Annotated in this window: 23 protein-coding genes and 1 pseudogene; 14 read left to right on the forward strand and 10 right to left on the reverse strand. The window is 73.5% G+C overall.

Translation table 11 applies throughout. The features are described 5' to 3' along the window. The first annotated feature begins 121 nt into the window (after positions 1–121). On the forward strand, positions 122–2,551 hold the full coding sequence (locus tag AB0F01_RS07465) for an MMPL family transporter (RefSeq protein WP_362092488.1): 2,430 nt from the start codon (positions 122–124) through the stop codon (positions 2,549–2,551). Here AB0F01_RS07465 and AB0F01_RS07470 read toward each other — a convergent pair. After that, a pseudogene (locus AB0F01_RS07470) lies at positions 2,544–2,747 on the reverse strand (TetR/AcrR family transcriptional regulator); the annotation flags it as partial. The gene AB0F01_RS07465 and the pseudogene AB0F01_RS07470 overlap by 8 nt on opposite strands. A 255-nt stretch (positions 2,748–3,002) precedes the next feature. Next, complete coding sequence (locus tag AB0F01_RS07475; RefSeq protein WP_362090828.1) at positions 3,003–3,413, reverse strand: VOC family protein; 411 nt, start codon at positions 3,411–3,413, stop codon at positions 3,003–3,005. Between the two features lie 164 nt (positions 3,414–3,577). Between AB0F01_RS07475 and AB0F01_RS07480 the strand changes: the two genes are divergently transcribed. The 3 genes from AB0F01_RS07480 (at position 3,578) to AB0F01_RS07490 (ending at position 4,909) form a co-directional block, all read left to right on the forward strand. After that, the gene (locus AB0F01_RS07480; protein WP_362090830.1) at positions 3,578–4,006 is read left to right on the forward strand and encodes a TM2 domain-containing protein; all 429 of its coding nucleotides are present in this window, start codon (positions 3,578–3,580) and stop codon (positions 4,004–4,006) included. Further along, positions 3,999–4,415, forward strand: coding sequence for a DUF2752 domain-containing protein (locus AB0F01_RS07485; RefSeq protein WP_362090831.1), 417 nt, complete (start codon positions 3,999–4,001; stop codon positions 4,413–4,415). Before AB0F01_RS07480 ends, AB0F01_RS07485 begins: the two co-directional genes overlap by 8 nt. A gap of 227 nt (positions 4,416–4,642) precedes the next feature. Further along, positions 4,643–4,909 (forward strand): TM2 domain-containing protein, encoded by a 267-nt coding sequence (locus AB0F01_RS07490; protein ID WP_362090833.1) that lies wholly within the window; start codon positions 4,643–4,645, stop codon positions 4,907–4,909. 93 nt (positions 4,910–5,002) lie between these two features. Here the strand turns inward: AB0F01_RS07490 and AB0F01_RS07495 are convergent, their stop codons facing one another. The 5 genes from AB0F01_RS07495 to AB0F01_RS07515 all read right to left on the reverse strand — a co-directional run bounded on the left by AB0F01_RS07495 (position 5,003) and on the right by AB0F01_RS07515 (position 9,202). Next, positions 5,003–5,782: a succinate dehydrogenase iron-sulfur subunit gene (locus AB0F01_RS07495; protein WP_192229849.1), complete on the reverse strand. Its 780-nt coding sequence runs from the start codon at positions 5,780–5,782 to the stop codon at positions 5,003–5,005. Further along, positions 5,782–7,536, reverse strand: a complete 1,755-nt coding sequence (gene sdhA, locus AB0F01_RS07500) for a succinate dehydrogenase flavoprotein subunit (RefSeq protein ID WP_362090835.1) — start codon at positions 7,534–7,536, stop codon at positions 5,782–5,784. The genes AB0F01_RS07495 and sdhA overlap by 1 nt, the downstream gene beginning before the upstream one ends. A gap of 19 nt (positions 7,537–7,555) precedes the next feature. Further along, on the reverse strand, positions 7,556–8,038 hold the full coding sequence (locus AB0F01_RS07505; RefSeq protein WP_362090837.1) for a succinate dehydrogenase hydrophobic membrane anchor subunit: 483 nt from the start codon (positions 8,036–8,038) through the stop codon (positions 7,556–7,558). A gap of 5 nt (positions 8,039–8,043) precedes the next feature. Continuing rightward, complete coding sequence (sdhC, locus tag AB0F01_RS07510; RefSeq protein WP_109377789.1) at positions 8,044–8,424, reverse strand: succinate dehydrogenase, cytochrome b556 subunit; 381 nt, start codon at positions 8,422–8,424, stop codon at positions 8,044–8,046. A 190-nt stretch (positions 8,425–8,614) separates the two neighbouring features. Beyond that, positions 8,615–9,202 (reverse strand): 2-oxo-4-hydroxy-4-carboxy-5-ureidoimidazoline decarboxylase, encoded by a 588-nt coding sequence (locus tag AB0F01_RS07515; RefSeq protein ID WP_362092491.1) that lies wholly within the window; start codon positions 9,200–9,202, stop codon positions 8,615–8,617. Between the two features lie 262 nt (positions 9,203–9,464). Here AB0F01_RS07515 and AB0F01_RS07520 point away from each other — a divergent pair, with 262 nt between their 5' ends. The 8 genes from AB0F01_RS07520 (at position 9,465) to AB0F01_RS07555 (ending at position 17,081) form a co-directional block, all read left to right on the forward strand. Then, positions 9,465–11,063, forward strand: a complete 1,599-nt coding sequence (locus AB0F01_RS07520; protein WP_362092494.1) for a family 20 glycosylhydrolase — start codon at positions 9,465–9,467, stop codon at positions 11,061–11,063. A 99-nt stretch (positions 11,064–11,162) separates the two neighbouring features. Continuing rightward, positions 11,163–11,690: a hypothetical protein gene (locus tag AB0F01_RS07525; protein WP_362090839.1), complete on the forward strand. Its 528-nt coding sequence runs from the start codon at positions 11,163–11,165 to the stop codon at positions 11,688–11,690. Positions 11,691–11,796: 106 nt separating this feature from the next. Next, a complete protein-coding gene (locus AB0F01_RS07530) occupies positions 11,797–12,357 on the forward strand; it encodes a hypothetical protein (RefSeq protein ID WP_362090841.1) in 561 nt (186 codons plus the stop codon). Positions 12,358–12,790: 433 nt separating this feature from the next. After that, entirely contained in the window at positions 12,791–13,186 is a 396-nt protein-coding gene (locus AB0F01_RS07535; protein ID WP_362092496.1) for a hypothetical protein, read from the forward strand. Positions 13,187–13,429: 243 nt separating this feature from the next. Continuing rightward, on the forward strand, positions 13,430–14,047 hold the full coding sequence (locus AB0F01_RS07540) for an RNA polymerase sigma factor (RefSeq protein WP_362090843.1): 618 nt from the start codon (positions 13,430–13,432) through the stop codon (positions 14,045–14,047). 61 nt (positions 14,048–14,108) lie between these two features. Beyond that, a complete protein-coding gene (locus tag AB0F01_RS07545) occupies positions 14,109–14,555 on the forward strand; it encodes a hypothetical protein (RefSeq protein WP_362090844.1) in 447 nt (148 codons plus the stop codon). Between the two features lie 760 nt (positions 14,556–15,315). Continuing rightward, positions 15,316–15,990 carry an RNA polymerase sigma factor gene (locus AB0F01_RS07550; protein ID WP_362090846.1) on the forward strand — a complete coding sequence of 225 codons (675 nt, stop codon included), beginning with the start codon at positions 15,316–15,318 and terminating at the stop codon, positions 15,988–15,990. Next, positions 15,990–17,081, forward strand: coding sequence for an extensin (locus AB0F01_RS07555; protein WP_362090847.1), 1,092 nt, complete (start codon positions 15,990–15,992; stop codon positions 17,079–17,081). Before AB0F01_RS07550 ends, AB0F01_RS07555 begins: the two co-directional genes overlap by 1 nt. Positions 17,082–17,322: 241 nt before the next feature. On the opposite strand, the gene AB0F01_RS07560 is transcribed toward AB0F01_RS07555, so the two are convergent. Beyond that, complete coding sequence (locus AB0F01_RS07560; RefSeq protein WP_362092499.1) at positions 17,323–18,159, reverse strand: L,D-transpeptidase family protein; 837 nt, start codon at positions 18,157–18,159, stop codon at positions 17,323–17,325. Positions 18,160–18,615: 456 nt separating this feature from the next. Here AB0F01_RS07560 and AB0F01_RS07565 point away from each other — a divergent pair, with 456 nt between their 5' ends. Both AB0F01_RS07565 and leuE read left to right on the forward strand, forming a co-directional pair. Continuing rightward, positions 18,616–20,196, forward strand: coding sequence for a methylmalonyl-CoA mutase family protein (locus AB0F01_RS07565; protein WP_362090849.1), 1,581 nt, complete (start codon positions 18,616–18,618; stop codon positions 20,194–20,196). 181 nt (positions 20,197–20,377) lie between these two features. After that, positions 20,378–21,031: a leucine efflux protein LeuE gene (gene leuE, locus AB0F01_RS07570; protein ID WP_362090850.1), complete on the forward strand. Its 654-nt coding sequence runs from the start codon at positions 20,378–20,380 to the stop codon at positions 21,029–21,031. A gap of 483 nt (positions 21,032–21,514) precedes the next feature. On the opposite strand, the gene AB0F01_RS07575 is transcribed toward leuE, so the two are convergent. Continuing rightward, a complete protein-coding gene (locus AB0F01_RS07575) occupies positions 21,515–22,972 on the reverse strand; it encodes a polysialyltransferase family glycosyltransferase (protein WP_362090852.1) in 1,458 nt (485 codons plus the stop codon). Further along, positions 22,969–23,949: a glycosyltransferase family 2 protein gene (locus AB0F01_RS07580; RefSeq protein ID WP_362090853.1), complete on the reverse strand. Its 981-nt coding sequence runs from the start codon at positions 23,947–23,949 to the stop codon at positions 22,969–22,971. Before AB0F01_RS07580 ends, AB0F01_RS07575 begins: the two co-directional genes overlap by 4 nt. Positions 23,950–24,018: the final 69 nt, after the last annotated feature.

Below are 24,018 nucleotides of genomic sequence, written 5' to 3' on the forward strand. Positions count from 1 at the left end.
AGCCTTGGAGTTCCTTGAGAGTCGCGGGCGAGCCGTGGGCCGCCCGGGGTGTCGCTGCCGATGCTGCTGCCAGGACCTGGGGGACCCGTCGAGCGACGAAGGAGTTTCACACGTGACGGCATTGGCACGCTGGTGCTATCGGCACCGGCTGGTGGTCCTCCTGCTGTGGGTGGGGGCACTGTGCGGACTGGCGGTGACGGCGAGCAGCGCGGGGACGAACTACGCGAACGTCTTCTCCCTGCCGGACACCGATTCCAAGCGGGCGTACGACCTGCTGGAGCAGGCGTTCCCGGATCGCGCCGGGGGCACCGACACCGTGGTGTGGAAGGTGGACGAGGGCTCGGTGCGGGACGACGCCGTGCGCTCGCGGATCGAGCCCGCGCTGCGGGAGATCGGCGCGATGGAGGGCGTCGGTGACGTCACCGGCCCGTACGAGCAGCGGGGCGAGACGCAGATCGGGCAGGACGGGCGGATCGCCTACGCGCAGGTGACGTTCACCGAGCAGGCGGACGCCCTGCCGCTGGACCTGGTGCACGACGTCGTGGACACCGCCCGGGGCGCGGCCGGCGACGGGCTCCAGGTGGAGGTGGGCGGTCAGGCGGTGGCCCGGACCCAGGAGCCGCCGACGGGCACCGCGGAGCTGGTCGGCATCCTGGCCGCCGCCGTGGTGCTGTTCGTGGCCTTCGGATCCGTCCTGGCGGCGGTGCTGCCGATCGTGGTCGCCGTGTTCGGCGTGGGGACCGGCATGTTCGGCACCCAGCTGATCAGTCACGTCACCGACGTGCCCGACCTCGCCTCGCTGCTGGCCACCCTGATCGGTCTCGGCGTCGGCATCGACTACGCCCTGTTCATCGTCACCCGGCACCGGCGCAACATCCTCGCCGGCGCCGATCCGGAGGACGCCGCGGTGAGCGCCCTCAACACCTCCGGCCGGGCGGTGCTGTTCGCCGGCGGCACGGTGTGCATCGCGCTCGCCGGGATGCTGGTGACCAACCTGCGCTTCCTCGACGGGGTGGTCATCGGCACCTCGCTCACCGTGGTGCTGAGCGTGCTGGCGGCCGTGACCCTGCTGCCGGCCCTGCTCGGACTGCTCGGCCACCGGGTGCTCAGCCGCCGTCAGCGGCGGGTGCTCACCGCCCGCGGTCCGGAGCCCGACCGGTCCCACGGGCTCGCCGCCCGCTGGTCGGCCCTGGTCGAGCGCCGTCCCCGGGCGATCGGCGCGCTGGCCCTGGTCGTCATGGCGGTGCTCGCGGTGCCGCTGATGTCGCTGCGCCTGGGCACCGTGGACCAGGGAAGCGACGACGTGACCACCACGACCCGCAAGGCGTACGACCTGCTCGCCGAGGGCTTCGGCCCGGGCTTCAACGGCCCGCTCCAGGTGGTCGTGGCGGGCGAGGCCCCCGAGTCCCTGGTCACGGCCGTCGAGCGGACCGAGGGCGTCGCCCAGGTGGCGGCCCTGCCGCCCGAGAACGGCGTCACGGTCGTCCAGGTCGTGCCCACCACCTCGCCGCGGGAGGCGGCCACCGACCGGCTCATCGACCGGCTGCGTGAGGACGTCCTGCCGGAGACCGGGGTGGAGGCGCACGTCGGCGGGGTCACCGCGGTGTCCAAGGACTTCGCGTCCGTCACCGCCGACCGGATGCCGCTGTTCGTCCTCACGATCATCGGGCTCGGCTTCCTGCTGCTGATGCTCGCCTTCCGGTCGGTGGTGGTGCCGCTGACGGCCGCCCTGATGAACCTGCTGGCGGCGGCGGCCTCGTTCGGCGTGCTGGTGGCGGTCTTCCAGTGGGGCTGGGGCCTCGACCTGCTCGCCCTCGGCACGGAGGGGCCGATCCCGGCCTTCCTGCCGATCATCATGCTCTCCCTGCTGTTCGGCCTCTCCATGGACTACCAGGTGTTCCTGGTGAGCCGCATGCACGAGGAGTGGACGCACACCCGGGACAGCGCGCGCGCCGTCCGCGTCGGCCTCGCGGAGACCAGCCGGGTCATCAACTCCGCGGCGCTCATCATGGTCAGCGTCTTCCTCGCCTTCGTGCTGAGCGGCGACTTCGGCGCGGCCATGGCGGGGGTGGGGCTGGCCGCGGCGGTGGCCCTGGACGCCTTCATCCTGCGGACGGCCCTGGTCCCGGCGGCGATGCACCTGCTGGGCCGCGCCAACTGGTGGCTGCCCGCCGCGCTGGACAAGCGCCTGCCGCACCTGGCGGTCGAACCCCGCGAGGACGCGGCCGGGCCCGGCACCGGGGAGGGGGCCGACGGGCCCGCACCGCACGGCGCGGCCTCCGTGGTGCACGGTTTCGTCCGCACCACCGGCGGCGAGCCGGTCGCGGACGCGGTCCTCACCCTGTGCACGTCGGGCGGCCGGCAACTGGACCGGGTGACGGCGCTGGCCGACGGCTCCTACGTCCTGGCCGTGCCCGGTCCGGGCACGTACTTCCTGGCGGTCACGGCCGCCCCGTACGCCTCGGAGGCGGCCCGCCTGACGGTGGTCGGCGACGGGCCGGTGGTGCACGACGTGGAGCTGGCGGCGGGGGAGGTGGACGCCGTCAACTGAGCGGTTCCGGGTGCCCGTCCCCGGAGGCGGGCACCCGCCGGCGAGCCGGGTCGGGCAGGGCCCGGGGCGGGCCGGGCGGAAAGTCCGTGAACAGTTCGTGCGCCTCCCGGCCCAGGGGGCGCAGCACCCGGAAGCGGGCCGGGGCCGGGGCCGGGGACAGGGCGCGGGTGGCGAGCGGGGCGCCGCGCTCGGCGAGGGCGGTGACTGCCAGTGCCGCGACAGGCCGTCCGCCGTGCGCCGCCATGCACGCACGGCCCGCCCTTCGGGCGAACGGCGGGAAGGTGACGACAGGACCTCGGTGCCCCGCCCCGGCCCGGGGACGACGGCCCCGTCGCCGGACGTCCCGCACGGGTCGGCGGCAGCAGGTCCCCGCCCCGGCACCCGGCGGGCCGCCGGCGGGCCGACGCCCCGGACGGATGCGGTGGCCGTCGCCCCAGGCACCGCCGGGACCTCAGGACCGGCGCGCGAGAGAGGGCCGCTTGCTGTAGTCGGTGAGCCCGACCACGTTGCCCCACGGGTCGGCGAACTCGACGGTCCAGCCGGTGGCGACCGGGAACGGCTCGTCGAGCAGGCCGATGCCGGCGTCCCGCAGCGACCCCGCGGCCGAGCGGGCGTCCCGGACCTCCAGCCACACCCTCCCGCCCGGCCACTGCGGCGGCTGCGGGCCCAGCCCCTCCTCCTGCCGCAGCAGCAGACCCGGCGTCTCGCGGCCGACCGTCAGCATCGCGATCCCGGCCTCGTCCAGCCGGAACCCGACCGGGAATCCGGCGCGTCCGTAGAAGGAGACGGCCTCACCGAGGTCCCCGACCGGCAGCAGCACGTTGTCGAACCCGAGCAGTTCGTAGGACTCATTGCCTGACATACCGTCACATTAGGCGCTGATGCGTCGAGCCGGGCAGATCCGGCGGTACGGCGGACCGGGGGGTCACCCTATGGGAGGGGCGGCCGGCGTCGGCCCGGCTTCTCCCGGCCAACCGATGGCTGACAATATGACCCCCAGCATCCCGTACTCCAGGAGTGAATCCCGTGAGCGAGCAGCCGCAGCAGCCGAACCAGCCGCCCGGTTACGGCTACCCGAACGCCGGCGCGACCGGCGGCCAGTCCGGTCCCTACGGCTACCCGCAGGGCGGGCAGCAGCCGCCCGGCGCGTACCCGCCGCCGCCCGGCTACCCGCAGGGTGGCGGATACCAGGGCTACGCAGCCGACCCCAACGCACCCTACGGCTACGACCCGTACGGGCGTCCGCTGTCCGACAAGTCGAAGATCGTCGCGGGCGTCCTGCAGCTGTTCCTCGGCAGCTTCGGCATCGGCCGCTTCTACGTGGGCTCCGTGGGTGTCGGCATCGCCCAGCTGTTCACCTGCGGCGGGCTCGGCATCTGGGCCCTGATCGACGGCATCATGTACCTGGTCAGCAACGACCGCACGGACGCCCAGGGGCGGATCCTGCGTGGCTGACGTGGCCGGTCCCGTGCCCCGTGGGGGGCGTCCGCGGTGGCATCCCGCCGCGGCCCCCCTGGCGGTACTGGTGGCCGGCACGGCGGGCGCGGCCTACCTGTGGTTCACCGACCCGCACGAGCCCGGGCACGTCCTGCCCCAGTGCCCCTTCCGGCTCGTCACCGGGTTGCTCTGCCCGGCCTGCGGCGGCACCCGCATGGTCTACGACCTCATGCACGGTCAGTTCGCCGCCGCCTGGCTGGACAACCGTGCCCTGCTGCTCGCCGCCCCGTTCGCGCTGGCGCTGTGGGGCCGCTGGACCCTTGAAGGGCTGCGCGGGCGCTCCTGGGCGCCGCGGATCGCGCCACGGGTGCAGGTCCTGATCCTGGTGGCGGCCGTCGCCTGGACCGTGCTGCGCAACCTCCGCTGATCACGCGTCGGGGCGGTCCCGGGTTGATCACGGAACGGGAACGTTTGTTTCCGGCCTCTCCCTAACCCCCACGCGCTCCTTCTACGCTCCTTCTCGCGCAGGGGGGACGGCCCGTTTCCGAATGTGGTCCGTCGCGCGGGAGCCCGTCAGGGTTCCGCCGGTGTCCCTCCTGGGCCACCCGGGCAATCCGCCCAGGTTTGTCCTTCTTTTTCCAGGAGCACCGCACCATGACCGTCCCCCCGAACCCCCAGGCGCCGTACGGCCTCGACCCCCAGGGTCGTCCCTACTCGGACAAGTCGAAGATCGTCGCCGGCATCCTCCAGCTCTTCCTGGGGTCCCTGGGCATCGGCCGTTTCTACGTCGGTTCCGTCGGTGTCGGCGTCGCCCAGCTGCTCACCTGCGGTGGCCTCGGCATCTGGGCCCTGGTCGACGGCATCATGTTCCTGGTCAGCAACGACCGCACCGACAAGGAAGGCCGCCCGCTGCGCGGCTGACGCCGTCACGGCCGCCCCGGCGGCCGGACCCGGTACACGAGAGAGGGCCCCGATCCAGGATCGGGGCCCTCTCTCATGTCGTCCGCGAAGGGATCAGTAGCGGCGCGTGATCAGCGCCCGCTTCACCTCGGCGATCGCCTTGGTGACCTCGATGCCGCGCGGGCAGGCGTCCGTGCAGTTGAACGTCGTGCGGCAACGCCACACGCCGTCCCGGTCGTTGAGGATCTCCAGACGCTGCTCACCGGCCTCGTCGCGGGAGTCGAAGATGAACCGGTGCGCGTTGACGATGGCCGCCGGGCCGAAGTACTGCCCGTCGTTCCAGAACACCGGGCACGAGGTGGTGCAGGCGGCGCACAGGATGCACTTCGTCGTGTCGTCGAAGCGCTCGCGGTCCTCGGCGGACTGCAGCCGCTCGCGCGTCGGCTCGTTGGTGTCCTTCGTGATCAGGAAGGGCATCACGTCCCGGTACGCCTGGAAGAACGGCTCCATGTCCACGATCAGGTCCTTCAGGACCGTCAGGCCCTTGATGGCCTCGACCGTGATCGGCTTCTCCGGGTTGATGTCCTTGATCAGCGTCTTGCACGCCAGGCGGTTCTTGCCGTTGATCCGCATCGCGTCGGAGCCGCAGATGCCGTGGGCGCAGGAACGGCGGAACGTCAGCGTGCCGTCCAGGTCCCACTTGATCTTGTGCAGCGCGTCCAGGACGCGCTCCTTGGGGTCGATCTCGATCTGGAAGTCTTCCCAGGTCGCCTCCGCCGAGACCTCCGGGTTGAACCGGCGGATCCGGAAGGTGGCGGTGATGTAGGGGGAGTCGGCGAAGCCCGGCTCGGGCTGTCCGGCCGAGCCCGCCTTGTCCAGAACAGGGGTAGCCATCAGTACTTACGCTCCATCGGCTGGTAGCGGGTCTGGACGACCGGCTTGTAGTCCAGACGGACGGTCTCGGTTCCGTCGGCGCCGACCTCGCGGTAGGCCATCGTGTGACGCATGAAGTTGACGTCGTCGCGGTCCGGGAAGTCCTCGCGGTAGTGACCGCCGCGGGACTCCTTGCGGGCCAGCGCCGAGACGGCCATGACCTCGGCGAGGTCGAGCAGGTTGCCCAGCTCGACGGCCTCCAGCAGATCGGTGTTGAACCGCTTGCCCTTGTCCTGGACGGCGACGTTCTTGTAGCGCTCGCGCAGCTCGGCGATCTTCTCGACCGCCGTCTTGATCGTCTGCTCGGTGCGGAACACCATGACGTTGGCGTCCATGGTCTCCTGCAGCTCGCGGCGCAGCTCGGCCACCCGCTCGGAGCCGGTGGAGGACCGCAGCCGCTCGATCTGCCCGACGACGAACGCCTCCGGGTCCTCGGGCATCTCCACGAAGTCGGCGTCCTGCGCGTACTCCGCCGCGGCGATGCCCGCCCGCTTGCCGAACACGTTGATGTCCAGCAGGGAGTTGGTGCCCAGGCGGTTGGCGCCGTGCACGGACACGCAGGCGACCTCGCCGGCCGCGTACAGGCCGGGGACGACGGTGGTGTTGTCGGCCAGCACCTCGCCGCGGACGTTGGTGGGGATGCCGCCCATGGCGTAGTGCGCGGTCGGCTGGATCGGGATCGGGTCCGTGTACGGCTCGATGCCCAGGTAGGTCCGCGCGAACTCGGTGATGTCGGGCAGCTTGGCGTCCAGCTGCTCCGGCGGGAGGTGCGTCAGGTCCAGGTAGACGTGGTCGCCCTCGGGACCGCAGCCGCGGCCCTCGCGGATCTCCGTGTAGATGGAGCGGGAGACGACGTCGCGGGAGGCGAGGTCCTTCATGACCGGCGCGTACTTCTCCATGAAGCGCTCGCCGTCCTTGTTGCGCAGGATGCCGCCCTCACCGCGGGCGCCCTCCGTCAGCAGGATGCCCATGCGCCAGATGCCGGTCGGGTGGAACTGGAAGAACTCCATGTCCTCCAGCGGCAGCCCGCGCCGGAACACGGCCGCCTGGCCGTCGCCGGTGAGGGTGTGCGCGTTGGACGTCACCTTGAAGAACTTGCCGTTGCCGCCGGAGGCGTAGATGACGGACTTCGCCCGGAAGATGTGAATCTCACCGGTGGCCAGCTCGTACGCCACCACACCGGCCGACTTCTTGACGCCGTCGACCTCGGTGATCAGCTGGTCCAGGACGTAGAACTCGTTGTAGAACTCCACGCCCTCCTTCACGCAGTTCTGGTACAGCGTCTGAAGGATCATGTGGCCGGTGCGGTCGGCCGCGTAGCAGGAGCGGCGGACCGGGGCCTCGCCGTGGTTGCGGGAGTGACCGCCGAAGCGACGCTGGTCGATGGTGCCGTCCGGGGTCCGGTTGAACGGCAGGCCCATCTTCTCCAGGTCGAGGACCGAGTCGATGGCCTCCTTCGCCAGGATCTCGGCGGCGTCCTGGTCGACCAGGTAGTCACCGCCCTTGACCGTGTCGAAGGTGTGCCACTCCCAGTTGTCCTCCTCCACGTTGGCCAGCGCGGCGGCCATGCCGCCCTGCGCGGCGCCCGTGTGGGAGCGGGTGGGGTAGAGCTTCGTCAGGACGGCCGTGCGGCTGCGCTTGGTCGCCTCGATGGCGGCCCGCATACCGGCGCCACCGGCGCCGACGATGACGGTGTCGTACTTGTGGATCTTCATGATTCTCGCAGCCCCGTGCCTAGCGGATGTTCGGGTCGAAGGTGAAGATCACCAGCGTGCCCAGCAGGATGGTGAACACCGTGGCGGTGTAGAGCAGGCCCTTGAGCCACAGGCGGGTGTTCGGCCGCTCGGCGTAGTCGTTGATGACCGTGCGCAGGCCGTTGGCGCCGTGCAGCATCGCCAGCCACAGCATCAGCAGGTCCCAGACCTGCCAGAACGGCGAGGCCCAGCGGCCCGCCACGAAGGCGAAGCCGATCTTGGACACGCCGCCGTCCAGCACGAGCTGGATCAGCAGGTGGCCGATGACCAGGACGACCAGGACGACGCCGGACAGGCGCATGAACAGCCAGGCGGCCAGCTCGAAGTTGCCCCGGGTGGTCTTCGGGGTCTTCTTCGTACGCTTGCGCGGCGGCTCGATGACCGGTGCCGGGTTGTCGACGGAGTAGAGGGACGCGCCCTCGACGGGGCCGGTGCCCGAGGCGGAGGTTTCAGTGGTGGACATGCGCGTCAGCTCCCGAACAGTTCACGAGCGGCGTGGCCGAGGACGGGGTAGATCGCCCCGAGCATCAGCACGACCCACACGGCGACAACGGTCCAGAGCATCTGCTTCTGGTACCGGGCGCCCTGGATCCAGAAGTCGACGGCGATGACACGCAGGCCGTTGAGCGCGTGGAACAGGATGGCGGCGACGAGGCCGTATTCCAGCAGCGCGACGATCGGCGTCTTGTACGTGGCCACGACGGTGTCGTAGGCCTCCGGGGACACGCGCACGAGGGCGGTGTCCAGCACGTGAACGAACAGGAAGAAGAAAATGAGGACGCCGGTGACTCGGTGAGCCACCCAGGACCACATTCCTTCCCGGCCGCGGTACAGCGTTCCAGCCGGCACGGAAATTTCCTCCGGGAGCGGGGTTCGGGGCCGCGCCGGCTTTCCTTGTCGGTCGGGCCCGGCCGGGTACGGTCCACCGGCCCCCAGCATCGTAGCCATGCCTCGGCGCCCGTCGTCCCCGGGGTGTGGCTGTGTGATCGAATCGGCACGCTTACGGGCTAGAGACCGGGCTTTCGCGGCTCTTGTCCGGCTACGTGGCGTGACCCGCCGTGCGGAAGGAGTCGAGGCGGGACGCGGGGCCCCCGGTACCCGTGAGGAACCTGGTCAGCCGTTCCGCGGCGAGGCGGCGCAGTTCCTCGGCCGCGACCACCCGCTCCTCCTCCGGATCGTTCGCCAATCGTGACCGGATGTGCTCCAGGACCCGGTCCAGGCTCTCCGCCGGTGCCACCCCGTCGAGACAGATCACGAACGCGTGGCCGAACTTCGCCTCGTAGGCCGCGTGCGCCGCGTCCAGGGCCGTGTGGGCGGCGGAGTAGGCGTCCTCGGGCAGCGGCGGCAGCGTCTCGGCGGCCAGCGCCGCGGCCAGCTCCGGCGGGGTGAGGTCGTACGCCGCCTCGTCGCACGCCGCCAGCAGCGACGGCAGGTCGGGGTACGGGCGGTGGCCGGCGACGCGCACGGCCCAGCGGAGGCTGTGCAGGCAGGCCAGCAGGGCGTGCTCGGCCTCCGCGGCGGGCGCGGCGTTGAGGTGCTCCAGGGCGGAGGGGGTGACGGGCGTGCCGCGGGACTGTCCGGGAACGGCGACCCGCCCGGGGAACTCTGGGAGACGGTGCGCGGGCAGCGTGGGTCCTCGTGGGCGTCGCGTGTGTGTCGGTGTCGCGTGTGTGTCGGTGGGGAAAGGTGTGAGAGTTGTGCCCTCACGGTATCGACCGAGCCCACCGTGTGTCCGATCGATTTTCGAAATTCACTCGGACGGGGCGATTGGGGAACGGCTCGACGACGCCCTTCACCCGGATGGGCCGTAGGTTGGCAGAGTGAGTCAGCACAGGCACAGGCGGCACCGGCGGCAGACCAGCACCGAAGGGGTGAGGCGCCGACCGGTCCTGGTGGCGGCGGTCGCCGCGGGCGCGCTGGTGGCGGCGTCCGGCGTGGGCATCGGGCTCTGGGCGACCTCCGACGACGGCGCGCCGGCCGGATCGGCCTCCGCGACCGGTGAGAGCCCCGCCGGGGCGTCCCCCGGCGCCACCTCGCCGGAACCGAGCCCCACCCGCAGCTACCCCCTGTCGAAGGCGCCGCGCACCATCCCCGCGGTCCGCAAGCACACCGCCGAACGCGGCCCCGGCTGGCGCCCCGCGCGCGGCCACCGCGTCGTGGTGGACGATCCCGCGCTGGCCGACGAGGGGCGGCTGATAGCCGGTGAACTGGGGCTCTCCTACGCGGGGGAGAAGGACGACGAGAAGGCCGGCGACCTGCGCCTGTCGCTGAACCGGGACAAGGGTGCGAACCCGGAGTCCTACACCCTGACCGTGCGGGGCGGCCGGGTCACGGTCAGCGCCCCCGCCGAGGCGGGCGTCTTCTACGGCACCCGCACCCTCAAGCAGGAGATACGCGGCGCGGGCAGCGCACCCGAGGGGGTCGTGCGCGACGAGCCCGCCAAGGAGCGGCGCGGGATGATGCTGGACATCGCGCGCAAGCACTACACCGCCGACTGGATCGAGGACCGGATCCGCGAGCTCGGCGACCTGAAGTTCAACGAGATCGGCCTGCACTTCTCCGACGACCAGGGCTTCCGCATCGCGTCCGACTCCCACCCGGAGGTCGTCTCGCGCGAGCACCTGACCAAGGCGCAGGTCAAGCGGATCGTCGACCTCGCGGCGAGCCGGCACATCACCGTCGTCCCGGAGATCGACTCGCCCGGACACCTCGGCGCCGTCATCGCCGCCCACCCGGACCTCCAGCTGCGCAACGTCAACGGCGCCGCCGTGCGGGGCGCGATCGACATCTCCAAGAAGAAGGCCGCCGACATCGTCGACGACCTGCTCGACGAGTACGCGGACCTCTTCCCCGGCCGCCAGTGGCACCTCGGCGGCGACGAGTACCAGGCGCTGGTGGTGTCCGACCCGCAGGCGTCGTTCCCGGGCCTGGCCGCCGCGGCCCGCGAGCGCTACGGCCCCGGCGCCACCGTCGAGGACCTCACCACCGGCTGGCTCAACGACCGCGCCGCGACCGTCCGCGCCCACGACCGCGTCCCGCGCGCCTGGAACGACGGCTTCTTCCGGGGCGGTTCGGTGAGCGCCGACAAGGACATCCAGGTCGCCTACTGGACGGGCAAGGAGATCGGCGCCCGGCAGCCGCTGGAGTACCTGCGCGAGGGCCGCACGGTCCTCAACTACAACGACGAGTTCCTCTACTACGTGCTCGGCGAACCGCTGACCTTCGTCTACCCGACCGGCGAGCGGATCTACGAGCAGTGGACCCCGCGTGTGCTGCGCGGCACCACCGCCGTCCCCGCCGAGTACGACGACCAGATCACCGGCGGCTCCCTCGCCATCTGGGGCGACCTGCCCCGCTCGCAGACCCAGGACCAGGTCGCCGCGGGCATCCGGATGCCGCTGCGGGCCTTGGTGCAGAAGCTGTGGAACCCGGGCGAACCGTCCCTCACCTGGGCGCAGTTCCGCGCGCTCGCCGACGAGCTGGACTGATCCGGCGGGGGCGGATTGCCGCATACGCCTGCGAACCCCCGTACGACTGTGGTGGTGTTCTGACGAGCCGAACCACGACACCGGGGGGAACAGCGGCACATGGGCTATTGGGGCTATTTCGTCGTGGGCCGCGGGGAGCGGCCGCTCGCCGCACTCGACGCGCTGTCCGGCGCCGCCCAGGGCCTGACCCTGCGCACCTCCGCGCCGGGCGGCTGGCAGGTGTGGGAGTACCCGGGCGCCTCGGGCGGCATCGGGAGCATGAACGACCTTGCCCGGGAGACCGGCGCGCCCGCCCTCTTCGGGTACGTCATGGACAGCGACTGCGTGGTGGTGGAGGCGGCCTCCCCGGAGCACGGTGCGTGGACGGCCTGCCTGGGGCGCGCCGCCATGGCCGGTCACCTGGGCGGCGGGACCACCGCCGAGGGCGGCGACCCCGACGGGCTGACCGTGGAGGACTACTTCCTCGAACCGCGCGACGCCGCCGAACGGGCCCTGGCGTGGGCCGCCGAGGCAGGGTGCACGGCGTCGGCCGACGACCTGCTGGACGTGCTCTCCGTCGAGCCCGACGACGTGGCCGAAAACCTCTTCTTCCGTTTACTGGACCGGCTCGGGGTGGTGCCTGCGTGACACTCCCGGGCCGTCGCACGCAGTAAGGGGAAGTGCGGGCTCCGTGAAGTGCGAGGTCCGTGAGGGCCTCGTACGGGGCCGGTGGGTACCCGCTGAGGAGGCGTGGATGAGCCTGGTGGAACTGATCGCGCGGGCCGACGAGCGCGGCACGGCCGCGAGCGGGGTGGCTTGTTTGGATCGGTGCGTGCCGCTGCTGGGCGGCGACGACGAAGCGCTGCGACCCCTGTGGGGGTGCCTGGCCGAGGGCGCCGCGGAGGAGGACTGGGCGGAGCACCTCGACCGGGTGCGCGGCAAGCTGGCCGGCCTCGGCGACGAGGACGAGGCGGTGCGCCTGGCCCAGGGCATGCTCACCGCCGCGCCGCTCCGGCGGGACGGCGGGGCCCTGCGGGAGTGGGCCGACGGCTGCTCCGTCGCCGCGCTGCGCATCCACCGGCTGCTGGACGGCGCGGCCCCGGCCGACGCCGCCGACCCGGTCGAGGCGTCCCGGCAGGGGCACACGGAAGGGCTGTCGCCCCTGCTTGCGGCGGAACTGCGGCGGCAGATCGCCGTACTGGAGGTCCTGGAGGCCCACGGGGCGACGGGACTGCGACGCGCGCTGGAGATCTCCACGGAGGGACGCCGGGTGCTGCGCGCCGCGGTGTCCCGGCGGAGCCGGCGGGACGGCTGAGGGGGCCCGCGGCCGGCTGGGGGTGGGGCTGCGCGGGCGCGTGGGGGGTGGTGCGCGGTTCCCCGCGTCCCTGGTGGGGGCGCTGTGGGGGTGTTGTCCGCGGGTGGGTGGGGGCGTTCGCGCAGTTCCCCGCGACCCTCAGGGGGTCGGGCTGTCGTCTGCGGGTGGGTCGGGGGGTGTACGCGGGTCCCCGCGCCCCGGTGGGGGCGCTGGGGTGAGGTCGTGGTCCTGCGGGTGCGGCGGCTGCGTGCGCCGTGGTCCTCGCCCTGTGCGGTGCAGGACGTGAAGGGGTGTCAACCGTGGGGTGGGGGAGGGTGTGTGACGGTCGTCGGGGGGTTGCGGGGATCGTGCGCCGGGTCCGGGGAGGCGGCCGGAAAGCGGTGACGCGGCGCTACGCCCGAGCGCTCTACAGGGTGTGACGACTGCGACGAGTGTGACGACACCGCACCACAGCCGGCCCGCTGCCGCGTCGAAGCCGGTCCGGTGGGCCGCGGACACCGTGGCCGCGATGCGGGAGGGGGCGCGGCTGCGCCTGGACTATTCCCCCAACAGCCTGTGGAGCGTGGACCGGATGATCGCCGCGATCCGCCGGGAGGGCGCCCCGATCGCCGCCCTGGAGACCGTGCTGCGCGGGTTCGGCGCCTACGCGGGCGAGGTGATCGTGCGGGGCAGCGGGGGTGAGTGGTGGGCCACGGGTGGCGACCACTGGGTGCGCACCCCCGACGGCCGTCTCTGGGACCCCGTCGAGGAGGCCCGCCGCTGCTACACGGCGGACGGCTCGTTGCGGCTGCTCTGCCGGGACGCCCTGCGCGGCACCGGACGCCACTGACACCGTCCGCCGGCCGACCGGCCCGTCCCGCGTTGCTCCACCGGCCCGTCACCGGCTCGCCCACCGCCGAGCGCGACCGGCCCGGCAGCCGGGCCGGGAGGCCGCCGTCGGCCCCGTCACGAGCTGTGACACTTTCGCGACGACCGACGCTGAGCACCGTGAGGGCGTGCGCGGGCACGTGCGCCGCCCGGCGGTTGCGCTGCGCACGCGGTACGGACGACTCGGTACGGACAAGGACAGTTCTTGGGCCACGGAGGGGAATTCCGCCCCGTGCAGGCGTACGACGGGGAGCTGGGCGCGGCGGTCGCGCGGGCCCAGCAGGGGGACGAGGCCGCGTTCGCCGTGGCCTACCGGCTCGTGCAGCCCGGACTGCTCGGCTACGTCCGCGGACTCGTCGGGGACGACGCCGAGGACGTCACCTCGGACGCCTGGCTGGAGATAGCCCGCGACCTGGGCCGGTTCAAGGGGGACGGGGCGGGTTTCCGCGGCTGGACGGCGACCATCGCCCGGCACCGGGCGCTGGACCACCTGCGCCGGCAGCGCGTGCGGCCCCGCCCGTCGGCTCTGGAGCAGGACGTCCTCGACCTGCCCGGCCCGCAGAGCACGTACGACCAGGCCATGGAGTCGCTCTCCACCGAGCAGGCGCTGGCCCTGGTCGGGACGTTGCCCCGGGACCAGGCGGAGGCCGTGCTGCTGCGCGTGGTCGTCGGCCTCGACGGGCCCGCCGCCGCACGCGTGCTGGGCAAGCGGCCGGGGGCGGTGCGGACGGCCGCGTACCGGGGGCTGAGACGGCTGGCCGAACAGGTGGGCGCCGAGGGTGTGACGGATGGGGAGTCCCGGACGCTGGGGGAGTCGACATGAGGGACGGCCGGGACGGCCCGGGCCGGCGGCCCGGGCGGAGCGAGCAGGGACGGGAACGGACATGGGTGAACGGCAGAGCGGCGGCGGGCTGTCCGGCCGCCGGCGGGTGCGCCCCCCGGGAATGCCGACGGGACCGGACGCACCCCACCCCGACGCGGCCGTCCCCGCCGGGACCCGGCCGGCGCCGGCGGGCGTCGAGGCCCTGCTCGCCGCGGCGCTGACCGGCGACGGCACGGACACCGGGGCCGAGGAGCGGGCGCTGGCCGCCTTCCGGACCGCCCGGGACACGGGGGCTCACGGCGCCCGCGCCCGCACCCGCCGCCGCGACGACTGGCGGCCCCGCGAGTCCCGCACGGGCGGACCGGCACTCAAGGCCACGCTCTCCGTCCTGGTCGCCGTCCTCACCCTGGGCGGTGTCGCCTGGGCGGGCGTCGGCACCGCGCCGGCGACCGCCGACGGTGACCCGGAGCACGCCCCCGCTGCCGTGCTGCCCTCCGCACGTCCCTGAAGGTCCCTGAACGTCCCTGAACCGGGTTCCGGGGCCGCTGCTGGCGCCGTCGGCGCCTCCGGGCAACTGAGCAGTGCCCCTTGCACCGGCCGAGCCCCGCGCGACGCACGTGACGGCTGAACCAGGTGTCCGGCAGAAACAAGGGGCCGGGTCACGAAGCAGGCGGAGCCGTTGTGCCGCCGTCCCCAGGAGGGTTCGTTCTCGGCGGGTCGCTGTTCGCGCTGGCCGCGCACCGCTTCGGCGAGGACATGGCGTCCCGGGCGGCTGAAAGAGCGGCAGTGGTCCGCTGACCAGCGGCACCATGTGCGCTGACGTGAGATCCCGGCGAGATGCGTGCGGCAGATCGTCCGCGCCGCGTTCGACGAGGGGCAGAGCCTGGGGCATCCCGCTGAGCGACACCCCCACCTGTGCCGGTGCGGGGGCGGCAGGGGAGGGCCAAGGCAACGGCCGGGGCCGCCACCCCCCACAGGAGAGGCCCCGGCCGTCGCGCGGCACGGGCCGCGCGGCGGCCCGTATCTCCTACAGCGCTGCGGGTGCGTTTTCTGTCACACCTTCTGTGTCACGGGTTAGTTGCATCTTGTACGAACATGGACGGCGCGCGGTTTCAGGCCGTAACGTTCCATTCGCGCCAGGCCGTGAGCGGTCGCACGACCACGACCGATGCACGGCCCGAGACCGCAATGAGCAATGGGGCAACCACGAGGGCGAGCAACCCGGTCCGCGCAGACGGGACCGGATCAGGCGCAGAAGGGCGCGCGCGGTGCTGGGGGACGACGCGGAGCTGACGGCCGCGGTGCGTGCGGCACAGGACGGGGACGAGACCGGGTTCCGGACCGTCTACCGGGCCGTGCACCCGCGCCTGCTGGGCTACATACGGACACTCGTCGGTGACGCCGACGCCGAGGACGTGGCGTCCGAGGCGTGGCTGCAGATCGCCCGGGACCTGGAGCGCTTCAGCGGTGACGCGGACCGGTTCCGCGGCTGGGCCGCCCGGATAGCCCGCAACCGCGCGCTGGACCACATCCGCATGCGCGGGCGCCGGCCGGCGATCGGCGGTGACGAGACGGAACTGACCGGCAGGCCCGCCGAATCCGACACCGCCGGGGAGGCCATGGAGGCGCTGGCCACCGACGGCACCCTGTCCCTCATCGCCCGGCTGCCGCAGGACCAGGCCGAGGCCGTCGTCCTGCGGGTGGTCGTGGGCCTGGACGCCAAGAGTGCCGCCGAGACCCTGGGCAAGAGGCCGGGCGCGGTGCGCACGGCGGCACACCGTGGCCTGAAACGGCTGGCCGAGATGCTCGGTGACGATCCGGAGGGCCATCCGGAATCCGCCGGAGTGCTCGACGCCCTCCCGCCGCAGAGAGAACCGCGCCGGCGTGCGGTGACGTCCGCGACTGTGACGCATACGCGCGCGCGGACGCAGAAGGACATGTGATGGCCGATGAGCAGAACGGGTGGCTGGACCGTGAGACGGCGGAGCGTCTGCTGAGCGGAGAGCCCTCCGCAGTGGCCGATCCCGCAGCCCGCGAACAGGCGGAACGGCTCGCCGACGCTCTCGGCGCGCTCGCCGCCCCGCCCCCTCCGCCCGGCCGTGAACTGCCCGGTGAGGCCGCCGCGTTGGCCGCCTTCCGCGCCGCCCGCGCCGAACGCGGGGAACGCACGGCCACCGGTGCGCGCGAGGGGGAGCCGGACCGGACGGCGGTCGCCGACGGCGGCCTGGTCCGCCTCGGCGGCCCGGACCCGCACCCTTCCGGAACCGCACGCGGACTCCGCCGGGCGCGGTACCTGCGCTTCGGACTGGCCGCCGCGCTCACCGCGGGCATGGTCGGGGGCGCCGCCTACCTGGCCGGGACCGGCGCACAGACCGGGCCCTCCGGCGGCCCGGTGAGCGACCCCGGCGCCTCCGTCAGCGCGAGCGTCCCGCCGCCCGGCCGGCCGCTGGTCAGCCCCCGGCCGTCCGGCGGCGACGCGGCAGACCCGGCCGCGCCCGGCGGTGCCCCCGACGGCGCCCCGGAGCGAGCGCCGGGTGCCGGGACCGCGTCCGACGACCCCCGGGCGGCGGGTGACGAGGACACGGCCACCGGACGCCGGGGGACGCCCGGCCCGGACGCCGTCCGGCCCGGCGGCGGCCACGGGTCCGGCTGGAAGCACGCCGTCGCCGCCTGCCGCGCCCTGCGCGACGGCAAGGACGTCGGCAGCGCTCACCGGCGGCGCCTGGACTCCCTGGCCGGCGGTTCCTCCCGGGTGCACGCCTACTGCAAGGGCGTCCTCGCCGCAGCGGACGCCGGGGCCGCGGGCAAGGGCGGCGAGGCGCACGGCGACGACCGGCACGACGGCGGCCCCGACCGGGGTGCGGGCGGGAAGAACGGCAAGGGGAGCGGCGACCGGGGCAAGGGCGGCGGCAGCGGCGGGGGCGACGACCGTCCGGGCCGCTCCGACCGGCACCACGCCCGCGGTTCCCTGGCCGCCGCCTCCGCGGCCGGCCCCGCCTCCCTCACGGTCGCCCTCGCCGTCGCAACCCGCTGACCTGCTGTTTCACGGCCCGAGCGCGGGCACGGGCGCAGGGGTGTGACACTTTCGGGCGCCGTGACGCAGTAAAGAGTGAGCCGACTGGTCATCGGCCGTCGCACGGAGCCGGGGTTCCCCCCGTACCCGCGGCTCGTGCACCTCGGCGCGGGCGGGACACGTTCCCCCGGTCCCGCCCGCGCCCCATATCCCCTCACTCCTCCTCGCCGTCTCCTTGCCGTCTCCGGCACCCGGGTGACCCTCACCAGTGGACGACGACCTTGTCGCCGGTGCGGACCTGCGCGTAGATGCGGGCGATGGCCGCCTCGTCCCGTACGTTCACGCAGCCGTGCGAGGCGCCCGCGTAGCCCCGGGCGGCGAAGTCGGCGGAGAAGTGCACGGCCTGGCCGCCGCTGAAGAACATCGCGTAGGGCATCGGCGAGTCGTAGAGCGTGGACCAGTGGTCGCGCGACTTCCAGTAGACGGAGAAGACCCCCTCACGGGTCGGCGTGTACCGGTCGCCGAAACGGACCGGCAGAGTCGTCACGGTGCGGCCGTCGACCATCCAGCGCAGGGTGCGGCTCTCCTTGCTGATGCACAGCACCCGGCCGGTCCGGCAGCGCGCGTCCGGCGCGTCGGCGGGCTGGCCGCCCATCTGGTAGAGGTCCCAGCGGCCCGGCTCACGCGTCATCCCCAGCAGCCGCTGCCAGGTCACGGTGTCGGTCCGCCCGGTCCGGGGCAGCCCCCGCTTCCCCTGGAAGCCCCGTACCGCCTCCTCGGTGGGGGCGTCGTAGGTGCCCGTCGGCCCGTCGAACAGCCAGGCGACCTGGCGCAGCCGCGCCTGGAGCTCCCGTACGTCCCGGCCGGTGTCGCCGCGCGACCACAGCACCCGCGCGGGCGCGGAGTTGCCGCGGTCCCCGGGATCCTGGCTGCCGCTGCCGCTGCCGTTGCTGTCGTCCCCGGAGCCCTCCGACGGGCGGGGGGCGGACGGCGTGCCGTCGGGCAGTTCGACGCGCACCGGAGGGCCGCCCGTGCCGTTCCCGTCGGCGGGCTGCACCGTGCAGCCCGCGACGGCCCCGGTCAGCCCGGCCAGCGCCACGACCACGGCGAGGCCCCGCCGGACGGCGACCCCGCCCGCCGTCCCGGTGGACCCCGGACCTGCCGTCCCGGCGTGCCGCCTCCCCGGTTCCGCCCCGCCCGTACTCCGACTCCGACTCCGCACCCTCACCCGCATCCGTACCCCCACCCGAGGCCCCCCTCGTCCCACCGGCCGCGCCCGGCCGGTACCCCGGATACTCCCCGGGGGTGACCCCGCTCGAACTCCGGGTGCATCCTGGAGGCGAGGACGCCCGTCGTGGACCCGGTGAGCGCGTCGCCCGTCCTGTGAGCGGGCTCCCACCCGCCCTGTGAGGAAGGTCCCAGGGTGCGGCACTCCACCCGGCCGCGCACCCACCGCTACAGTCCGTAGAGGCTCGGACCACAGGGGCGGGCGGAGCGACGGACGAGAACGGGTGGGCAGGCCGAGCGGTACTGCTCAGCGGGAGGCAGACACACCATGGCACGCGAGTCGGAGTCCGGACTGCCCATCGAGCCGGTCTACGGGCCCGAGGCCCTGGAGGGCTGGGATCCGGCCGAACAGCTCGGTGAGCCGGGCGCGTACCCCTTCACGCGGGGCGTGTACCCGACGATGTACACCGGCCGCCCCTGGACGATGCGCCAGTACGCCGGTTTCGGCACGGCGACCGAGTCCAACGCCCGCTACAAGCAGCTGATCGCCAACGGCACCATGGGCCTGTCGGTCGCGTTCGACCTGCCCACCCAGATGGGCCACGACTCCGACGCCCCGATCGCCTCCGGCGAGGTCGGCAAGGTGGGCGTCGCCATCGACTCCATCGACGACATGCGCGTCCTGTTCGGCGGGATCCCGCTGGACAAGGTCTCCACGTCGATGACGATCAACGCCCCGGCCGCCCTCCTGCTGCTCCTCTACCAACTGGTCGCCGAGGAGCAGGGCGTGAGCGCCGACAAGCTCACCGGCACCATCCAGAACGACGTGCTGAAGGAGTACATCGCGCGGGGCACGTACATCTTCCCGCCCAAGCCCTCCCTCCGCCTGATCGCCGACATCTTCAAGTACTGCAGGGCCGAGATCCCGAAGTGGAACACCATCTCGATCTCCGGCTACCACATGGCCGAGGCGGGTGCCTCCCCGGCGCAGGAGATCGCCTTCACCCTGGCCGACGGCATCGAGTACGTGCGCACCGCCGTCGCGGCCGGGATGGACGTCGACGACTTCGCGCCCCGCCTGTCGTTCTTCTTCGTCGCCCGCACCACGATCCTGGAGGAGGTCGCCAAGTTCCGCGCGGCCCGCCGGATCTGGGCCCGAGTGATGAAGGAGGAGTTCGGCGCGAAGAACCCCAAGTCGCTGATGCTCCGCTTCCACACGCAGACCGCCGGTGTGCAGCTGACCGCCCAGCAGCCCGAGGTGAACCTGGTCCGCGTTGCCGTCCAGGGCCTGGCGGCCGTCCTCGGCGGCACCCAGTCGCTGCACACCAACTCCTTCGACGAGGCCATCGCCCTGCCGACGGACAAGAGCGCCCGGCTCGCCCTGCGCACCCAGCAGGTCCTCGCCTACGAGACCGACGTGACCGCCACCGTCGACCCGTTCGCGGGCTCGTACGTCATCGAGAAGATGACCGACGACGTGGAGGCCGCCGCCCTCGAGCTGATGCAGAAGGTCGAGGACCTCGGCGGCGCGGTCAACGCCATCGAGCACGGCTTCCAGAAGAGCGAGATCGAGCGCTCCGCCTACCGCATCGCCCAGGAGACCGACTCCGGCGAGCGGGTCGTGGTCGGCGTCAACCGCTACCAGCTCGACGAGGAGGAGCCGTACGAGCCCCTGCGCGTCGACCCCGCCATCGAGGCGCAGCAGGCCGAACGCCTCGCCGCGCTGCGCGCCGAGCGAGACCAGGCCGCCGTCGACGCCGCCCTGACGGCCCTGAAGAAGGCCGCCGAGGGCGAGGACAACGTCCTGTACCCGATGAAGGACGCCCTGCGCGCCCGCGCCACCGTGGGCGAGGTGTGCAACGCCCTGCGGGACGTGTGGGGGACGTACGTGCCGAGCGACGCGTTCTGACCGCGACCGCGACCGCGAGCACGGTCGCGAGTACGAGCACGACCGCGACCGCAGTCACGGTCGCGACCGTCCCCGCCGGGCCGGCGGGGACGTCCCGGTCCCGGCCCACTCGCCCGGCGGTGGTGTCCCGACGTGCGGAACTCCCGTGCGACATGTCCCACCCTCATGCGAAACTCCCCGCATGTTCGGCGTCATCGATCTGCCCACCTACCTGGCGGGCCTCGTCCTCATCGTGCTGCTCCCCGGGCCCAACTCGCTCTACGTCCTGTCCGTGGCCGCCCGGCGCGGGGTCCGGACCGGGTACACGGCCGCCGCCGGCGTCTGGTGCGGGGACGCGGTCCTGATGACCCTGGCGGCCGCCGGTGCCGCCTCGTTGCTCCAGACCAACGCGTTCCTGTTCGGGATCGTGAAGTTCCTGGGCGCCGGGTACCTGACCTGGCTCGCCGTCGGCATGCTCCGCGCGGCGTGGGCCATGTGGCGCACCCGCGGCGACCGGGACACGGGCGGGGCGGCGGACGCCGGCGGCGCCACCGGGGAGCGGCCCTTCCGGCAGGCCCTGGTGATCAGCGTGTTCAACCCGAAGGCGATCCTGTTCGTCGTCGCCTTCTTCGTACAGTTCGTCGACCCCGGGTACGCCTATCCCGCGCTGTCCTTCCTCATCCTCGGGGGCTTCCTGCAACTGGCCAGCGCCCTCTACCTCAGCGCGCTGATCTTCGGCGGGACCCGGCTCGCCGCAGCCTTCCGCCGCCGCCGGGCCCTGTCGGCCGGGGCGACCTCGGCGGCCGGCGCGCTGTTCCTCGGGTTCGCGGCGAAGCTCTCGCTGGCGAGCGCGTAACACGCCACCGGGTCCGCCCGGTCAGCCGCCGGCCGCCGCCCGTCCTGTTCCCGGCGGGCCCGGCCCTCGTGGGGCCCAGTCCCCTTGGGGCCCAGCCCTCGTGGGCCCAGCCCCCGTGGGGCCCAGCCCCGTTGGGCCCCCGTGCCCGTGAACCCGCTGGTTCCGCCCGGTCTGCTTCCGCCCGTCAGCCCGCCCAGGTCACCCTGCGGGGCCCGTCACCGTGCCGGGCGTGGCGCCCCAGGGGCCCGTCGCACTGCGGGGTGTGACGCCCCCTCAGGTGCGGGTGCGTCGCTGTCCCGGCCCGTCGGCCCCCGCCCTGAGCGTCCCTTCCCCGCCCGGAGCACCCCTTCCCCGCCCGGTGGCGGCCCGTGCGCCTCGGCGTCGTACTGGCTTCCCACCATCGCCGGACACCGCACCGCACCGCACGGCGGCCGGACGGGCACGCGTCCGGCCGCCGTGCGGTCGGCGGGAGGCGGGCCCGCCTCAGCCGCGCGCCACCGCCCGTCGCAGGCGGCGGGCCGTCCGCGCGGCCCGCCGTACGGTGGCGTTGCGCGGCAGGAACGCCAGCCGGGCCGGCACGCCGCCGGGCAGGCCCAGGGCCGTCAGCCGCTTCTTCGTGAAGTACCGCCGGGTCCGCGCGTCGAGCCGGGCGGCCAGGTACCGCTCGGTCTCCGCCCGCAGGTCCGGCAGGAGCCGCGGCTGCATGGCGAACCCGACGGCGCGGATCAGGTCCGCGAGCGCGTCGGTGTCCAGGGCGCCGCGCCCCGCGGCCACCGCCGCGGCGTCGTCCGGCGCGGGCAGCAGGGCGTCGACGACGGTCACCGGGACGCGGTTGCTGTTCTCGTACGGGCGCAGACGCTGGAGCAGGGTGTCCGTGCCGACCCGGGCGACGGGCAGGCCGTAGAACGCGGACGCGGTGAGCAGCGCGGTGGAGAAACAGCCCACCACCAGCCCGGGGCGCAGCCGCTGGTACAGCACCTCGGCGAGCACCGGGGTGTCCACCACCGTGAGCCGGACACCGAGCCGCCCGGCCTCCTCCTCCAGGGTGCGGGTGAAGCGGGCGGGGGCCGTGGGGTGGGGCTTGAACACGGCGCGGGTGTGGCCCAGTCCGGCCGCGCCCCGGAGCATCCGCACGTGCAGCTGCTCCTCCTCCTCGGCGGTGAGGATGTCCAGCGCGGACAGGTACTGGCCGAGCAGCAGCGCGGGCCCCGCCGGATCGGCTGCCTCCGGGGGGACGGGCGCCGCCGGCCCCGCCGGGTCGGCCGCGGCGGGGCGCCCGGCCGGGACGGGGGCTTCCGCCGCGCCGGTCAGGTCGGCCAGGTCGGCCGAGCCGGCCGGTTCGGCGACGTCGGCCGCCTCGGCCAGTTCGGCCAGCACCGCGGTGAACGCCGCGGTGGGCACCACCTCGGCCGGCACGTCGAACTCGGTGAGCAGCAGGGGCCGCAGGCCCGGCACCAGATCGAGGTGGAGCAGCCGTTCCACCCGGGTGCCGACCAGCGGGTCCAGCTTGTTGCGGGTGGGCCCGTAGCTCATCAGGCCGTCCGCGTAGACGGTGAGCGGGGCGTCGGTGAAGATCCGGGCCACCCCGAGCGCCGGGTCGACCTGGAGGGACTCCAGGGTGAGCGCGACGTCGTCGTCGCCGATGCCCCAGGCCAGCCGCAGGTGCCGCTCCCACAGGGGCTCGTCGTCCGGGCGCGGGGACCAGGCGCCGGGATGGAGGGGGAAGACGGCCGCGTTCCACGACACCACGTCGTCGAAGCGCGACCGCAGGCGCTCGAAGCCGGGCATCTCGTCCACGGACGGGGTCGTCTCCGGTGTCGCCGCGTTGTTGGACACCAGCAGGATCCGCCGGTCGGCGGGCCCGAAGCAGCCCGCGTCGAGGGCCGCGGCGAGCGTGGCGGTGCCGTACAGGGTGGACGCCATGAAGAGGTGGGTGGTCACGCGGCACCCTCCACGGCGGACACCGGACGGCGGCGCAGCCGGCGCAGCCGGGTGGCGCGCCCGGCGTCCATCGCGTCGAGCGCCCCGTCGAGCACGTCCTGCGGCAGGCGGTGCAGCGCGGCGGCGCTCATCGTCCTCAGCCGCCGGGCGACCGGCGGTTCGAACCGGTCCAGGTTGCCCAGGTGGTGGGCGATGATGGCGCAGTAGGTGCGGACCGCCTTCGGCAGCAGCGCCGCCGCCTCCGGGTCCCGGGCGGTCTCCTCGACCACCTGGTCGAACGCGCGGATGAAGTCCAGCTGCCGGTCGTCGCCGATCTGCGTCAGTGACGAGGACAGCCCGCGCCGGTAGAAGACACCGAGGAGACCGGTCACGGCGAAGGAGTCCGCCTCCCGGTGCAGCCGCCATATCCACGGCCGGTCCTCCGCCGTGCGCAGCCCGTCGGTGAAGTGCAGCAGCCCGCGCTCCACCAGCCGGCGGTGGTAGATGCCCGCCCAGGCGTAGGCGTAGTCCACGGACGTCGTCCGGTGGGCGGGCAGGATCGCGTCCCGGGGGCGTACGGGCACGTTGCGGCGGCCGTGCGGGACGCGGTGCACGGTGCGGGCCCGGGCCGTGCACTGCACGTGGTCGGTGCGCACGAAGTCGCAGCCCAGCTCCTCGATCACGGCGACCAGCCGGGCGTAGTGGCCGGGGGCGAGCCAGTCGTCGCCGTCCAGGAAGGTCAGGTACTCCCCGCGGGCCCGGTCGATGCCCGTGTTGCGGGCCGTCGCCAGCCCGCCGTTCCGCTCGTGCCGGACCAGGACGGCCCCCGGCAGGTCGCGTTCCGCGGCGGCGAGGAGTTCCGCGGTCCCGTCGGTCGAACAGTCGTCGACGAGGACGAATTCGAAGTCGTCGCGCGCGTTGGCACGCAGACTTCGCAGGGCATCGGGCACATGGGGCCGCACGTTGTAGAACGGCACGATGACGGAGAGCTTCGGCACGTCGGCGACGTTAGAGGACGGCCCGGCATTCGTCCTGACCTGATCCTTGAATTCCGGTGAACGGCATAT

Origin of the sequence: Streptomyces sp. NPDC029526 (assembly GCF_040637405.1) — a bacterium.
GTDB lineage: Bacteria > Actinomycetota > Actinomycetes > Streptomycetales > Streptomycetaceae > Streptomyces.

Excerpts from the sequence above, each read along its gene's own strand:
- AB0F01_RS07475 (WP_362090828.1), bottom strand. The coding sequence starts at position 3,413 with ATGTCAGGCAATGAGTCCTACGAACTGCTCGGGTTCGACAACGTGCTG.
- AB0F01_RS07490 (WP_362090833.1), top strand. The coding sequence starts at position 4,643 with ATGACCGTCCCCCCGAACCCCCAGGCGCCGTACGGCCTCGACCCCCAG.
- AB0F01_RS07495 (WP_192229849.1), bottom strand. The coding sequence starts at position 5,782 with ATGGCTACCCCTGTTCTGGACAAGGCGGGCTCGGCCGGACAGCCCGAG.
- sdhA (WP_362090835.1), bottom strand. The coding sequence starts at position 7,536 with ATGAAGATCCACAAGTACGACACCGTCATCGTCGGCGCCGGTGGCGCC.
- AB0F01_RS07505 (WP_362090837.1), bottom strand. The coding sequence starts at position 8,038 with ATGTCCACCACTGAAACCTCCGCCTCGGGCACCGGCCCCGTCGAGGGC.
- AB0F01_RS07525 (WP_362090839.1), top strand. The coding sequence starts at position 11,163 with ATGGGCTATTGGGGCTATTTCGTCGTGGGCCGCGGGGAGCGGCCGCTC.
- AB0F01_RS07530 (WP_362090841.1), top strand. The coding sequence starts at position 11,797 with ATGAGCCTGGTGGAACTGATCGCGCGGGCCGACGAGCGCGGCACGGCC.
- AB0F01_RS07545 (WP_362090844.1), top strand. The coding sequence starts at position 14,109 with ATGGGTGAACGGCAGAGCGGCGGCGGGCTGTCCGGCCGCCGGCGGGTG.
- AB0F01_RS07555 (WP_362090847.1), top strand. The coding sequence starts at position 15,990 with ATGGCCGATGAGCAGAACGGGTGGCTGGACCGTGAGACGGCGGAGCGT.
- AB0F01_RS07565 (WP_362090849.1), top strand. The coding sequence starts at position 18,616 with ATGGCACGCGAGTCGGAGTCCGGACTGCCCATCGAGCCGGTCTACGGG.
- leuE (WP_362090850.1), top strand. The coding sequence starts at position 20,378 with ATGTTCGGCGTCATCGATCTGCCCACCTACCTGGCGGGCCTCGTCCTC.